Origin of the sequence: Runella sp. SP2, assembly GCF_003711225.1 — a bacterium.
Taxonomy (GTDB): domain Bacteria; phylum Bacteroidota; class Bacteroidia; order Cytophagales; family Spirosomataceae; genus Runella.
The window spans coordinates 3,896,555-3,910,791 of record NZ_CP031030.1 but is presented as its reverse complement, the minus strand read 5'-3'; the positions used below and the strand labels follow the sequence as shown (position 1 = coordinate 3,910,791).

The 14,237-nt window shown below is 43.6% G+C and carries 15 protein-coding genes; 10 read left to right on the top strand and 5 right to left on the bottom strand.

Going from position 1 to position 14,237, the window contains the following annotated elements; all coding sequences use genetic code 11:
- Nucleotides 1-2 precede the first annotated feature (2 nt).
- The 7 genes from DTQ70_RS15615 (at nucleotide 3) to DTQ70_RS15585 (ending at nucleotide 6,663) form a co-directional block, all read left to right on the top strand.
- The gene (locus DTQ70_RS15615) at nucleotides 3-425 is read left to right on the top strand and encodes a DsrE family protein (RefSeq protein WP_122931670.1); all 423 of its coding nucleotides are present in this window, start codon (nucleotides 3-5) and stop codon (nucleotides 423-425) included.
- A 48-nt stretch (nucleotides 426-473) separates the two neighbouring features.
- A complete protein-coding gene (locus DTQ70_RS15610; protein WP_122931669.1) occupies nucleotides 474-2,135 on the top strand; it encodes a bifunctional UDP-sugar hydrolase/5'-nucleotidase in 1,662 nt (553 codons plus the stop codon).
- Nucleotides 2,136-2,204: 69 nt separating this feature from the next.
- Nucleotides 2,205-3,620, top strand: coding sequence for an OprD family outer membrane porin (locus DTQ70_RS15605; RefSeq protein WP_122931668.1), 1,416 nt, complete (start codon nucleotides 2,205-2,207; stop codon nucleotides 3,618-3,620).
- 38 nt (nucleotides 3,621-3,658) lie between these two features.
- Complete coding sequence (locus tag DTQ70_RS15600) at nucleotides 3,659-4,231, top strand: YeeE/YedE family protein (protein ID WP_122931667.1); 573 nt, start codon at nucleotides 3,659-3,661, stop codon at nucleotides 4,229-4,231.
- Between the two features lie 19 nt (nucleotides 4,232-4,250).
- Nucleotides 4,251-4,754: a DUF6691 family protein gene (locus DTQ70_RS15595; RefSeq protein ID WP_122931666.1), complete on the top strand. Its 504-nt coding sequence runs from the start codon at nucleotides 4,251-4,253 to the stop codon at nucleotides 4,752-4,754.
- 61 nt (nucleotides 4,755-4,815) lie between these two features.
- Nucleotides 4,816-5,205, top strand: coding sequence for a DUF983 domain-containing protein (locus DTQ70_RS15590; protein ID WP_122934429.1), 390 nt, complete (start codon nucleotides 4,816-4,818; stop codon nucleotides 5,203-5,205).
- A gap of 249 nt (nucleotides 5,206-5,454) precedes the next feature.
- The gene (locus DTQ70_RS15585) at nucleotides 5,455-6,663 is read left to right on the top strand and encodes an FAD/NAD(P)-binding oxidoreductase (RefSeq protein ID WP_122934428.1); all 1,209 of its coding nucleotides are present in this window, start codon (nucleotides 5,455-5,457) and stop codon (nucleotides 6,661-6,663) included.
- A 79-nt stretch (nucleotides 6,664-6,742) separates the two neighbouring features.
- Here DTQ70_RS15585 and mnmD read toward each other — a convergent pair whose 3' ends face one another.
- From mnmD to moeB, 4 genes are read right to left on the bottom strand one after another with little or no spacing between them, the layout of a single operon-like run.
- The gene (mnmD, locus tag DTQ70_RS15580; RefSeq protein ID WP_122931665.1) at nucleotides 6,743-7,414 is read right to left on the bottom strand and encodes a tRNA (5-methylaminomethyl-2-thiouridine)(34)-methyltransferase MnmD; all 672 of its coding nucleotides are present in this window, start codon (nucleotides 7,412-7,414) and stop codon (nucleotides 6,743-6,745) included.
- Nucleotides 7,415-7,418: 4 nt separating this feature from the next.
- Complete coding sequence (locus tag DTQ70_RS15575; protein ID WP_122931664.1) at nucleotides 7,419-7,895, bottom strand: DUF3368 domain-containing protein; 477 nt, start codon at nucleotides 7,893-7,895, stop codon at nucleotides 7,419-7,421.
- Entirely contained in the window at nucleotides 7,895-8,131 is a 237-nt protein-coding gene (locus DTQ70_RS15570) for a UPF0175 family protein (protein WP_122931663.1), read from the bottom strand. The genes DTQ70_RS15575 and DTQ70_RS15570 overlap by 1 nt, the downstream gene beginning before the upstream one ends.
- 49 nt (nucleotides 8,132-8,180) lie before the next feature.
- Nucleotides 8,181-9,260 (bottom strand): molybdopterin-synthase adenylyltransferase MoeB, encoded by a 1,080-nt coding sequence (gene moeB / locus DTQ70_RS15565; RefSeq protein ID WP_122931662.1) that lies wholly within the window; start codon nucleotides 9,258-9,260, stop codon nucleotides 8,181-8,183.
- Between the two features lie 130 nt (nucleotides 9,261-9,390).
- Between moeB and DTQ70_RS15560 the strand changes: the two genes are divergently transcribed.
- From DTQ70_RS15560 to DTQ70_RS15550, 3 genes are all read left to right on the top strand, one after another.
- Entirely contained in the window at nucleotides 9,391-10,269 is an 879-nt protein-coding gene (locus DTQ70_RS15560) for a hypothetical protein (RefSeq protein WP_164490061.1), read from the top strand.
- Nucleotides 10,270-10,427: 158 nt separating this feature from the next.
- Nucleotides 10,428-10,877, top strand: coding sequence for a DUF5606 domain-containing protein (locus DTQ70_RS15555; protein ID WP_122931660.1), 450 nt, complete (start codon nucleotides 10,428-10,430; stop codon nucleotides 10,875-10,877).
- A gap of 64 nt (nucleotides 10,878-10,941) precedes the next feature.
- Nucleotides 10,942-12,825, top strand: coding sequence for an alginate lyase family protein (locus DTQ70_RS15550; protein ID WP_122931659.1), 1,884 nt, complete (start codon nucleotides 10,942-10,944; stop codon nucleotides 12,823-12,825).
- Nucleotides 12,826-12,973: 148 nt separating this feature from the next.
- On the opposite strand, the gene porV is transcribed toward DTQ70_RS15550, so the two are convergent.
- Nucleotides 12,974-14,185, bottom strand: coding sequence for a type IX secretion system outer membrane channel protein PorV (gene porV, locus DTQ70_RS15545; RefSeq protein ID WP_122931658.1), 1,212 nt, complete (start codon nucleotides 14,183-14,185; stop codon nucleotides 12,974-12,976).
- Nucleotides 14,186-14,237: the final 52 nt, after the last annotated feature.

The following is a 14,237-nucleotide window of genomic DNA, read 5'->3' as shown; positions in this document are numbered from 1 at the left end:
CAATGAAAAAGAACCTAATTGCCTTATTAGTTGTCGTTTTGGCTTTTGTTAACCAAAGTTTTGCCCAACAAACCGATAAAGTTCACAAAATAGTATTTCACCTAGCTACCAGCGATACGTTAGCTCATAAAGCATTGGCCAAACAAGTGGCTAATGTATTGGATTATTGGAAAAATGCCCAAATTGAAGTGGTCGTTCATAACAATGGAATTGGTTTTATGAAAAAAAATGAGGCCAAAACTGCTAAAGAAATTGAAGCATTGAAAGGCCGAGGTGTGACGTTCGCAGTCTGTGAAAATACCTTGAAACAACGTAAAATCGACAAATCGGAGATTTTGCCAGGTGCGGTTTTTGTACCCGTTGGTATTGCTGAGTTAGTCCTAAAACAAGAGGAAGGCTGGGCGTATATCAAAGCGGGGTTTTAGGGAGTTAATTTGTCATTTCGAGGTACGAGAAATCTAAACCCTAACCTTATGCACTCAAGAAGAAAATTCATTCAAGCAAGCCTATTGGCTGGATTAGTAACGGAAAGCTCGGAGGTATTGGCCGAGAAAAAGAGCGAAATGAAACCATTTTTGACCCAAAATGGAACCATTACGTTGCTCCAAACCACCGATGTGCATTGCCAACTTCATGCACACGATGAGCTTTTTTGGGAAAATAATCAACTCGCTTTTCGCAAAGCAGGTGGCTACGCCCATTTAGCGACGGCCATCGACCAACTCCGAAAACAAAACCCTGAGAATACGTTTGTGATGGACACTGGAGATATGTTCCAGGGGAGTATGCTTTCGGTAAAAACGTCGGGACAGGCATTTGTACCTTTACTCAATGCCATTGGATATGATTTGTATTTGCCTGGCAACTGGGAAGTGGTGTACTACAAACAAAATATGCAAAAACTGATGGGAGGTTTGATGGCGCCCAAAGTTTGCGCCAACATGTACCACGATGTAGGCGAGGGAAAAAAGGGAGAACTGGTTTTTCAGCCGTATCATATTATTCATAAACTGGGCGTTAAAATTGGCTTTTTAGGCTACACCGACCACCTCGTACCTATTCGACAGTCGCCCTATTATAGCAAAGGTATTATTTATACCAAACCCGAAGACAACATCAAGTACTGGGTAGAGGTATTGAAGCAGCAAGAACAGTGCGATTTTGTGATAGTGTTGGCGCACATTGGGTTGTCGCAGCAAATCGCTTTAGCCAATCACCCCGATGCCAAAGGAGTGGATTATGTTTTTGGTGCCGATACCCACGAGCGGGTTAGAAAACCAATTCAGTGTGAGTATGCCAAAGTCGTAGAACCTGGGGCATTTGGGTCATTTATTGGGCGTCTTGATTTGCAAGTAACTGACGGAAAAATTGTGGGAGAGAAATACGAACTTATTGAAGTCAATCCCAAAAAATACCCCGCCAAACCCGAAATTAAAAAGTTGGTGGAGGAAATTGAAAAACCTTACCACGACCAAATCAATCAAGTGATTGGCTATAGCACCGAGCCTTTGTACCGAAATATGGTGGTTGAAAATACGATTGATACACTCATCGTGGATGCCCTCAAATGGAAAGTTAATACCGAAGTGGTGCTTTCTAATGGCTTTCGGTTCTGTCCGCCGCGCGTGCCTGATGCTTCGGGGAAAGTGGCCATTACGGAAGGCTATCTTTTTGATATGTTGCCTGTCGATGCGACCGTGCGCGTGGGGAAAGCCACGGGTCAGCAGCTGGTTGATTGGCTAGAAAAAGAACTTCAAAACGTATTTGCCCAAGATGCTACCAAGCGTTTTGGCGGATGGGTGGTGCGTTTCAAGGGCATGGAAGTAGAGTTTAAAGCCTTTGAACGCGTGGGGCAACGGGTAAAAAAAGTCATGATTGGCGGCAAACCACTTGAATTAGAAAAAAACTATACGATTGCCGCCTGCGAGCGTGACGGCGACCCTGCGGATATGCTTTGCCGCATGAAAGGTGTGAAAGCAGCCTCGAATACCTCTTATACGCTTCATAGTGTAATGAAAGAATATTTAAAAGAGTTTTCGCCCGTAAGTCCAAAAATGAGACAAGCAGCGAAGGTCTTGGATGCCCCTCAGACGCTCTTATCGCAGGTTCACGGGGTTGATTATCAATTTTTGTGACAGTGTAACAATTGTCACGGAATAGGGGAATAAGAGGCGGTACTTTTGTATAAAATTCTCGCAATTTGTATGAAAGTACCGTTTTTACTTCCGCTGTTGAGTGTCTTTTGTGTCTTCCATGAAGCAATTGCTCAAGTACATAGTGACCAGCAATATAAGCACAAGACAACTCCCGCAGACTCAACGAGAGACCTAAACCATTTTTTTGCCAAAGGCCATTTTCATGGACATGCTCGTTCGTACTTCATGGCAACAAACAATGTAGGTGGTTTAAGCGATTTCTATGCCTGGGGAATAGGAGCTGGAATTGGGTACGAAACTCCGCGGATTTTAAACCGTTTTCAAGTAGGACTAAGCGGTTTTTTTATGTTCAACTTGATGTCTTCTGACTTAGCCAAACCTGATGCTAAAACTGGGCAAACCAATCGCTACGAAGTGGGGTTGTTTGACATTCGACGGCCTAATGACCACGAGGATTTAGACCGCTTGGAAGAATTATATCTTCGCTATCATTTTGGAAAAAAGTCGAAAATAACCGTTGGCCGACAAGTACCTCGCACGCCTTTCATCAATCCGCAGGATGGCCGAATGCGCCCAACACTGACGGAAGCCGCAGTTGTAGAGTTTAATGAATGGAAAAATACCAAAGTTCAACTAGAATACGTCTTCCGAATTTCGCCTCGTTCGACCGTTGAGTGGTTTAGAGTGGGAGAAAGTATGGGAATTTATCCCGTTGGAGTGGGGGTGGATGGAAAACCTTCTACCTATGCCAACAACGTAGAATCAAAGGGCATATTGGTAGGCGGCATCACCCAAACGATTGGTTCTGTGACGGTTCAGGCGTGGGATACTTACGTTGAAAATGTCTTCAATACCGCTTTCTTGCAAGTTGATTGGAAGTCGAAGTTTAAAAATAAACATGGCTGGGTGGCAGGCTTTCAAGCCGTTCGTCAGCAGTCGGTCGGAGACGGAGGAAATCATGACGTAACCAAAGCCTATATGGCACCAGATAGCCGTTCGGCCGTTTTTTCGGGAAGAGTGGGGTATCGTTCGCCCAAATACGATGTCAACATAAACGCGACGCGCATTACAGCCGAAGGACGCTATTTGATGCCCCGAGAATGGGGGCGAGAACCGTTTTATACGTTTATGCCACGCGAACGAAACGAAGGGATGGGAGATGTCAATGCGTTTTCTTTGAACGCATTTTATAAACCAAAGCCAAATTTGAAATGGGAAGTAAGTTGGGGCTATTATAAACTTTCAGACGTTAAAAACGTGTTATTAAACAAGTACGGATTGCCTTCTTATTCACAGCTAAATATGGGAGTAATCTATCAATTCAAAGGTTTTTTGGAAGGGTTAGACGCCCAGCTTTTGATTGTTCGGAAAGATAACATCGGAACTACTTACGACAATGATCGCTACGTGTTCAACAAGGTAAATCTGACGCACTGTAACTTCATTCTCAATTATCACTATTAATCATCATTCATTTACATATTTAACTCATTCTCTGACTTATGGAATTAATCGAGCTCATTAAAAAACCGTGGCCGTGGTACGTAGCAGGGCCGTTGATTGGCCTGACAGTGCCAACCTTGTTGCTCATTGGCAATAAATCATTCGGGATTTCGTCGTCTTTGCGCCATATCTGTGCGGCGTGTTTTCCTGCTAACATTTCTTTTTTTAAATACGATTGGAAAAAAGAAGTCTGGAATTTGTTCTTCGTGGCAGGTGTATTGATCGGCGGATTTTTAGCCACTCAATTTCTTGCAAATCCTAACCAAATGGTGATTTCGGAAAAAACCATTGCCGCTTTGCAAGAGCTGGGTATTCGTGATTTTGCAGGTTTGATGCCCGCCGATTTGTTTGCACTTGAAAATATTTTGTCGCTCAAAGGCTTTATTTTCTTTGTGTTTGGTGGTTTCTTGGTAGGTTTTGGTACGCGCTGGGCAGGTGGCTGTACATCAGGCCACGCGATTATGGGGCTTTCAACCCTGCAACTCCCGTCGCTGATTGCAACTTGTTGCTTTATGATTGGCGGCTTTGTGATGGTACAAGTACTTCTTCCTTTCATTTTCAAACTTTTCTAACCTTCAATCAACGAATCTCATGGCAACGAATCAAACAAATACAAATACAGTATCTTTCCCTGAACACTTAGTATGCGACGCGCCCAACGACATGGTGAAGCGCGAAAGCACCCTCGGCAACCTCAAGTATTTGGTGGTGGGGGTAATGTTTGGCATTGTGTTCGTCAAAGCGGAAATCATTTCGTGGTTTCGTATTCAAGAAATGTTTCGTCTTCATAGCTTTCACATGTACGGCGTGATTGGCTCGGCGGTAGTGGTAGGGATGATTTCGGTTTTTCTGATTAAAAAATTTAACATTAAAACCATCTCGGGCGAAACTGTGCAGTTCCACCCTAAGAAATTTATGCGGGGACAAATCTACGGCGGATTGCTCTTTGGCTTAGGTTGGGGAATCACGGGGGCTTGTCCAGGACCTTTGTTTGCCCAAATCGGAAGTGGCTACGTGGCGGTGATTGTAACCCTCCTGAGTGCGATTGCAGGAACTTGGACGTACGGGCTCTTAAAAGATAGATTGCCGAACTAAACGTGTAAACGTGCTAAGGGTTGCTCACAACCCGATGAATTATCCAAAAACTGGTACAATTATGCTAAAAGGAACCAAACTATACAGTATTCTCTTCAACAAGTGTCCACGCTGCCACGAAGGAGATTTTTTTGTAACAAAAACGGCTTACGATCTCAAAAACTTCGATAAAATGCACAAACGTTGCTTGCACTGCGACGAAGATTTTGAGCGAGAGCCAGGTTTTTATTTCGGAGCTATGTACACCAGTTATGGGCTATATGTGGCGACCATCGTGACGTCATTTTTGGGCTATGTGGTGTTACTCGGCGGAGATGAGCTACGACTCTTGGCCTTTTTGATTCCAGCACTTATTTTGTTGATGCCGTTGTATTTTCGGATAGGACGGCGTATTTGGATAAATATTTTTGTGAAGTACAAATCAAAAAAAGTAAAAGAAAGTATCAATTAGCCAACCTCTCGAAAGTTTCAAACTTTCGAGAGGTTTTTTGTCGTGCTGAGGGTTGCTCAAATACCGTGTTGAGGGTTGCTTAAAACCCGAATAGAGTCGATTCCCAACCTTCTCGAAAGTTTTAAAACTTTCGAGAAGGGTTTTTTCTTGAAAAATGAATTAAATTTCTTGCTTGTGTGATATTTGTTACAAAGAAAAGAGAAGGGAATGTTGATTTTTGACCTCAATAACAACCTTCCTCTTTTTCCCATGACTACTACACACTTCCAAACCCTTATCGTTGGTGGCGGCAATGCAGGATTATCAGCAGCTTCTCAGTTGTTAAGTAAGAACCCATCGCTGCAAATTGGTATCATTGAACCTTCCGAAAAACATTATTACCAACCCGCATGGACGCTTGTTGGGGCAGGTGAGTTTGATATTAAAGATACCGAAAAAGACGAAGCCGATTTTATCCCCAAAGGAACGACTTGGCTCAAAGATGCGGTGGCGACATTCCAACCCGAACAAAACCAAGTAACTTGCCGAAGCGGTACAAAATATACCTATGATGCCCTGATTGTGGCGCCAGGAATTCAGGTGGATTGGGGAAAAATAAAAGGGTTAAAAGATACCCTGGGGAAGAACAATGTTTCTTGTAACTACTCGTTCGATTCCGCTCCCTATACGTGGGAGTTAATCAAAAACTTTGAGGGCGGAACGGCCGTTTTCACCAACCCCTCTAGCCCCATCAAATGCGGTGGCGCTCCCCATAAAATCATGTATTTGGCCTGCGATTATTGGCGTAAAAAAGGAATTTTAGACAAATGTGATGTTCATTATATCTCGGGCGTGGGAGCTATTTTTGCCGTAAAAGAATACGCCGCAACCCTGACGGGCGTCGTAAATCGTAACAATATTAAGCCCCATTTTTTGAGTAATACGGTGGAGGTTGATGGAGAAAATCAAACGCTGTATTATGAAACAAAAAATGAGCAAGGCGAAACGGTTCGTAAGGAAATAAAGTTTGATTTGTGCCATACCGTGCCACCACAATCGGCGCCTGATTTTATCAAAAATAGCCCACTTGCCGACCCTAATAATCCGTTTGGCTACGTAGAAATTAATAAAAATACAATGCAGCACAGTCGCTTTCCTAATGTTTTTGCGTGCGGCGACTGTACCAACGCTCCTTGCAGTAAAACGGGGGCGGCGATTCGTAAGCAAGTACCTGTGGTGGTTAGTAATTTGCTTTCTTACCTCAAACAACAAAGCCTCAAAGAACAATACGATGGCTACAGCGCGTGTCCGATTCCGACGCAATATGGCAAACTGATGCTGGCGGAATTTGATTACAGCAACACCCCTAAAATGACCTTCCCTTTTGATCAAACAGTACCGAGATGGAGCATGTGGGTGCTGAAAAAATACGTGTTACCCTGGTTGTATTGGAATAGAATCCTGACGGGTAAAGCGTAGTAGGCACCAACTTCCCGAAAGCTTTAAGCTTTCGGGAAGTTTTTTTGTTGTAAAGCTTTCGGGAAGTTGGTGTTTTACATTATTTCACCGCCCGAATCACCTCTCGCTTGTATTTGGGGCCAGGGTGCTTTTCAATGGTTAATCCTGCGGCTTTTAAATTACGTTGTATGTAACTCTTAGAACAATAGGTAGTTAGGTTCCCGTTTTGTTTCAGCCAAGGAGCTAGTTTCTGAAAAATGTCCTCCGTCCAAAGTTCAGGTTGAGCCGTAGGGGCAAAGGCATCGTAATAGATAGCATCAAATGAATGTAGGGGCTCAAAATCTTGGAGCGTAGTTAGGTGTTTCTCTATTGTAAAATAAGGCGATAAGTCAACCGCTTTTCCCCAAAGAGCATGGTGTAAATGAGCAAGTTGGGTGCTAGAAAGGAGCCCGTCATAGTTAAGTTGGAGTGCTTGCTCAGGAGCTATAGGAAAGGCTTCAATAGACACATAATGAACAGGAATGCTGTTTTTTTCGGCTTCGAGCCACGTAAGTAGGGCATTTAGCCCAGTTCCAAATCCCATTTCAAAGACATAAATTGGGGCTTTTGAATTAACTTCTTGTCGTTGGCGAAGAATTTCTTTGAAACCCAAGTTGATAAAAATGTGTAGCGACTCCTGTAGCGCGCCGTGAATGGAGTGGTAATGAACATTCAGGGTTTCATTGAGCAAAGTATGGGACCCGTCAGCAGTAAGGACAAGTTGAGTGGTCATTTTATTACTCAGAAGCAAGACTTAATATATGTGCTTTAAGTTGAGGGTTTATGTGAAAGCCTGCCTCTTCAATGAGTTGGTTAATGACAGGTTTGATAAAAGGAATAATACCAAGCTGTTTCGCTTTTAAAAGTGTACCTAAAAGACCAATGACTTTGATACCCATAGCCTGTGCTTTTTGACGCCCTTTAAGTTCGTCGATAATAACAAAATCGGCATTTAGTTCAATAGCAAGTGCAAGAGATTCGGACTCCCCTTGGTCTAGTTCCTGTTTAAGTTGTTTGATTAAATTAAAATCGTGAGGAGTAATTACTTGAATCCAAGACATTTGATCAATCACTGCTTGTTGATTTTCAATTTCGCAGAGTTCTTGGTAAACCGACTCAGGAATAATGATTTCTCCATAAATGTCTTTCAAAATTGGAAGTAAATCAATTTGAATAAGATTGGTAATTGGGGAGGTATCGCTAACAATTAGCATTACGTCAAATTGAGATTTTTTAAATCAGTTTCTAATTCTATCACGTCGTAGTGAATATAAACGTTGCGTTGGGTGAGCGCTTTTTGAAAATCAATCAGACTCAAGCCAGCCATTTTACGCGCTTTGCCAATACTTATCCGTTTTTTTTCATAGAGGTACACGGCCAATTCTACCCTTAATTCGGAAGGTGATAAGCGCGCCTCTAACAGGATTTCGTCAGGAATAACAAGAGTCATAATAGTGATTGTTTGTACAAAAATAAACTTTTCTTACAATTAAAAGCAATTACAATTTTCGATACGCTACAATTCCTCCAATTAGGTTGGAAAGCTGAGTAAATCCGAATTTATCTTTCAGTCGGGTAATTGCTTTCTGGCTGCGCATTCCACTTTGACAATGAACAATAACCCGCTTATTACGTTGAATCATGGGCACAAATTCTTCCAATCTGGAAAGCGGCATAAGCTCACCGCCGAGGTTATCTAGTTCATATTCGTGAGGCTCGCGGACATCAATCAGTTGAAAATCAATGCCGTTAGTAATCAACTCCTGGAATTCTTCAGGCGAAATATCGCTTTCTATATCGTTTGTGATTCCACAAAAAGCTTCGTAATCAATCAGTTGAGTGACAGTTGGCCGCTCGGGTAGTTTGGGAATCCGAATCGTGCGGCTAATCATCGTGAGGGCATCCATAATGAATAATTTCCCCGAAAGAACGTCTCCAATCCCCGTGATTAACTTCAAGGCTTCGTTGGCTTGCAGACAGCCGATAATGCCAGGCAGTACGCCCAATACCCCTGCTTCGGCGCAGTTGGGAGCGAGTTCGGGTGGGGGAGGAGTCGGAAATAAATCGCGGTAATTGGGGCCATTTTGGTAATTAAAAACCGCTACTTGTCCCTCAAAACGGTAGATAGCACCGTAAATTAAGGGTTTGTTAAGAAGTAAACAGGCATCGTTGACCAGATAGCGCGTCGGGAAATTGTCGGAACCATCCACCACAAAATCGTACGATTCGATGATAGAAAGGGCATTTTGAGAGGTCAGGTTTTCAAAGTACGGGTTTACCTGCACAAACGAATTGAGCGATTGTAACCGCTGCTGAGTTTCTTCCACTTTGGGTTTTCCTACCGACTCGCTGCCGTACATAATCTGACGTTGTAGGTTGCTATCATCCACGCGGTCGCCGTCCACTATTCCAATTGTACCTACGCCTGCCGCCGCCAAATACAGCAAAATAGGGCTGCCTAGTCCACCGCACCCAACGACCAAAACGCGGGCCGCTTTTAGCTTTTGTTGGCCCTCTATTCCCAAGTCAGGAATGAGCAAATGTCGGCTATAACGTTTCAGTTCTTCGGGCGTAAGCATATTTTGTTAAATTTTGTTAACGAGGCGATTAAACCTTTGATAGGATAAAAATTCTAAGTACCAGTGAACCCTGACAAAGGTGGACACAAACAGTCAAAAAACAAATGTTAAATCCAAAAACAAAAGTTCCATGAAACTGAATCTGAATGGGCAAAAACTTGCCACTATCTGTTTACTTATCGTTACAATGGGAGCTTGTAATCAGGACAATTCATCCGTAAGTCCTGAAACTGAAAACGTAACTGCCGAAGATAATCAGGCGATTGTGGATGAAACCGAAGCCGTTTTTACGTACAATGAAGACCTCTTCGGTGGTTTTTCGGGAGCACGCGAGGCGGCTACTACGGGAACTGATAGCACTGGTGTGGGAATGCGTCCTCTCAAAAAAGACAACTGCGCGACCATCACTCGAACTCAAGCCAATGGCGTCATAACCGTCGTTGTAGATTATGGAACTTCCAAAGAATGTGACGGACGAAAAGTAGGTGGAAAAATGACGATTCAGATGCCTCTTCGACCTGCTACCAATGCTTCGGGGTTGTTGACACAGACCATTACCTACGAAAACTTTCAACGTGGCCCAAGAACAATTACGGGGAAACATGTGGTTAGTTTGGTGTTAGAAAATGGTAAATTAGTCACCAAAGAGAGTTTTACCGAAACATCCATCACAACCGAAAACGGCAAAACAATCTTATTTAACAGTACCAAAACCAGAAAAACGGATACTAAAGGCACACCGTTAAATTTCAGCGACGACGAAATCGTCATTACAGGTGCTACTACCGCTACTGGCAGCGATGGAAAAACGTTTTCTTCTACCATTACCAAATCAATTATCGTAAAAATAGCGTGTAAGGCCACAAGCGGAGGTTTTCCTGTGGCGGGAACCATCGAGATTAGTCGTCCAGAGAAACCAAAAACAATTGTGGATTATGGGGATGGAGCTTGCGACCGTACTTATACAGTGACTACCAACGGAGTAACTGAAACAAAGACCCGAAAATAATTGTATCCTACAGCCATTTTTAGTGAAGTTAAGTTTCCAAAACGAAAAAGTCGTCAGTTGTTTTCAAGCAGCCGACGACTTTCGTGTTTTTCAAGAAAAAGCATTACTTTTGTGGCCTCATTCTGAAAAATAACTACCGAAAAAATCATTAGTGACATATGGAATTGTTGAAAGAGATTGCCAACTTCTCGGGTAAGTCGGGTTTGTATCGCATCCTAAAACCAGGACGCGGAGGAGTAATCGTAGAAAGTTTGGACGCAAAGCGTGAAAAATCAATGATTGGAGCTTCGGCGCGTGTTTCTGTGTTGAAAGATATTTCCATCTTCATGGCAGATTCGGACCAAGCGACGCCGCTTGCTACTGTTTTTGAAAACATTCACAGCAAATACCAAGGCGAAGCCCTTGACCCTAAAGCGATGTCAGACTATCAATTGGTCGATTTTATGGGTGGTGTGTTGCCAGGATACGATACCGAGCGTGTTTACCTTTCAGATATTCGTAAGATTATTTCTTGGTACAACATTCTTTTGGTTCAAGTACCTCAAGTGTTTGAGCCAGCAGCCGAAGAACAACCAGCCGCTGAAGCTGCCGAAGAAGAAGCTAAGTAAGCGACTAGCAAAAAATCGTAGAAGCCGTGACATCCATCACGGCTTTTTCTTTTGAGGAATTTTTATGAAAAAAGTACTCAATATGTTGGCCAATATGGGCCCGAGATACGTAGCTTTTCGGCTGTGGTACGAAGCCCGCCGCCGAACTGGTCTGCTCAAAGCAGCTTTTCCTAAGCAACCGCCATATCGAAGATGGGCTTCGTTGGCGACTTGGAAAGAGTCTAAGATTCGCTTCCTTTTTGAAGGGAAAGAGGGCCTAAACAAGGCTTTTCAACCTTCGAAAGAAGAACAAAAACGGTTGATTGACCACCTTCGCGAATATCGACAAGGTCGCTTTTTGATGTTCAGCGCGACGTACTACGAAGTGAATGATTGGCTAACCAACCCATCCAACGGCTACCGCTACGACGCCACTAAACACTGGACAGACATTCCTGATTTGTCGCCCGTAGCGGGAGACATTAAATACGTGTGGGAAAAATCACGATTCGCGTTTTTATATCCGTTGATTCGCGGTGATTTTCATTTGGGAGAAAACAATGCTGAAACGGTTTTTCAAGAAATTGAAAGTTGGATAGACGCCAATCCTATCAACTGTGGCCCTAACTGGCGTTGTAGCCAAGAAATTTCGCTGCGGGTGCTGAACTGGACTTTTGCGTTGCATTATTATAAAAACTCACCAAGTCTGACGGAAGCTCGTTTTGAGAAAATAATGCACGTGTTGTATTGGCAAATGCGGCACGTGGAAGAAAATATAAATTTCTCACGCATTGCCGTACGTAATAATCACGCTATTACCGAAACTTTGGCTTTGTACCTTGTAGGGCTTTTGTACCCGTTCTTCCCCGAAGCTCGGCGCTGGAAACAACTTGGAAAAAAGTGGTTTGAAGAAGAAATTACTTACCAAATCTACGAAGACGGAACGTTTTTGCAGTTTTCGATGAACTACCACCGCGTTGTGATTCAATTGCTTACGTGGGCCATACGTTTGAGTGAACTCAACGGGGAAACTTTTTCTGAAGTGGTGTATCACCGTGCCAAAGCGTCGTTGCATTTTTTAAAAACGTGCCAGGATACCCAAACGGGCTGGTTGCCCAATTATGGCAATAACGATGGCGCTTTGTTTTTTCCGCTCAATTCGGCGTACTACCGCGACTACCGACCGCAATTGTCGGCGCTGGAAGCAGTATTGGGCGTTCCAACTCAAATGACAGAAGACTGCTTTTGGTTTGGAATAACGATGATTTCTCAACCCGCTCAAAAATCGTTTACAGGTACTTTTTCATTTGAAAAAGGAGGTTACTACGTCGTGCGCGATGTGGATGAGAGTGTGACGTTTATTCGTTGCGGAGCGTACAAAGACCGCCCTTTTCAAGCCGATAACTTGCATTTAGATATTTGGGTCAACGGTCAAAACCTGTTGCGCGATGCGGGCTCTTACTTGTACAATACCGATGAAAAATGGACGCGTTATTTTGCAGGAACGGCCTCGCACAACACCGTGATGCTTGGACTCCACGACCAAATGCAAAAAGGGCCTCGTTTTGTGTGGTATGACTGGGTGAAAAAAGCCAAGGCTTCTTGGAAACAACAAGACGAAACATGGATTTTTGAAGGACAAATAGAAGCTTTTGCGCAGGTAGGGAAAGGTATTATTCACCGTAGAACAGTGCAGAAAAAACAAGGTGAATTGGTCTGGGTAATCGAAGATTGGCTAGAAAATGCACCTGCCGACCTACCCATGCACCAAATTTGGCATCCGTCGGAAATAGCCGAAAACAGCGTTGAGTTGACTGCTTTTGATAAACAAAGTAATTTACTGGATATTTCGGAAGAAGAGGGATGGTACTCAAGTCTTTACGGAAAAAAAGAAGCGTGTAAGCGCTGGGTAATCAGTCATTCGGAGCATTATATCAAGACAGAAATTCGGGTGAAGCGCGGGTTGTGAGCAAACCGCGCCACCCGTGCTGAGGGTTGCTCGCTCTGTGTTGAGGGTTGCTCACAACCCGAATTCTGCGCCGAAGGTTGTTCATAACCCCAAAAAAAGAAGCCGCTTACGATTTCGTAAGCGGCTTCTTTTTGAAAAACGAGTATGATTAGTTCTCGCTTTCGTTGTTATCAATCGCCATATCGGCGGCTTTTTTGAACATATCTACGATGAGTGATACGCGGAAGGTATTGGCCAATGGGCTACCTTGTGTTTGTGGCATCAAGTAAGCAAAATCAATACCATAACGCTGTTGGATACGTGCCCCAAAACCAACGGTAAAGTACTTGCGATTTCCTTTGGTTCTAGCTTCATTGAAGTATCCTGCCCGTACGGCAAATACTTCGTTATACCAATACTCAGCTCCTGCCGAAATCATAAACTCACGAAGTTCTTCGCTTGTGCCACCTGGTGCATCCGAAAATGAACTAAACATGGCGGCAATGCTGCTACGGTTGGGGTCTTTACCCGACGTGATTCTTCCTGACGCGTCACGAATTGGGGGCGTTGGAATCATCAACTTGTTCAAATCCATGGTGAAGGTAATCTTGTTGTAAGGGTCGATGTGGCGAGTTGCTGCCCCACCGAATTTAAAGGTCGTTGGAATAAAGCCACTATCAGTACCGCCATAGTTTACCTTACCCCCAATGTTCTGAAGCATTAAGCCGAACGAATAACCCCAGCCTTTGCCAGTTCCAGGGTCAATGTCTTCAGTTTGGTAAAAAGCACTCAAGTCACCCGCGGCAGTTGTACCAGGTTTAAGGGCAGAGTTCCCCATTACTTGAACACCTCCCCCAAGATTGGAGTTGATGTATTTGAGGTTCAAGCCCATTGAAAACTTATCCGAAAGTTTACGAGAATAGGCTACTGAGGCAAAAAATTCGTTAGAGTAATAGTTGCCTAGCAAAGTTCCAAAGGTATTACGCGCCTGAAACATGCCGTGGTCAAAATACATAAGGCTAACACCCACTGCTTGGTTTTTGCCAATTTTTTTGAAGCCAGATAGATACGCAAAATACATATCTTCAGTTACGTTGCGAAGCCATGGTGTATATGAAAAAGAGACTCCGTAGTTTTTGGTTGCTTGAGCTAATTTAGCCGCACCCCAGTACATAGCATTTGCATCTGGGCTTAGGGCAGCACCCGCATCTCCCAACGCAGCACTACGAGCATCAGGGGTAAAAGCCGCAAAGGGAACGGAAGCAATTACTGGATTAATTCCAGAACTGTCTTGGCCTGCAGTAGTTGGACCTTGAGCCGAAGAGATGAAAGAAATACAAAGACCCACCAAAGCGACGACGGGAGAGGTTTTTCTTAGCATAAGGAAATGGAAGAAATGTGACTGTGTCAAGAGACGTACATTTATTTTAAAA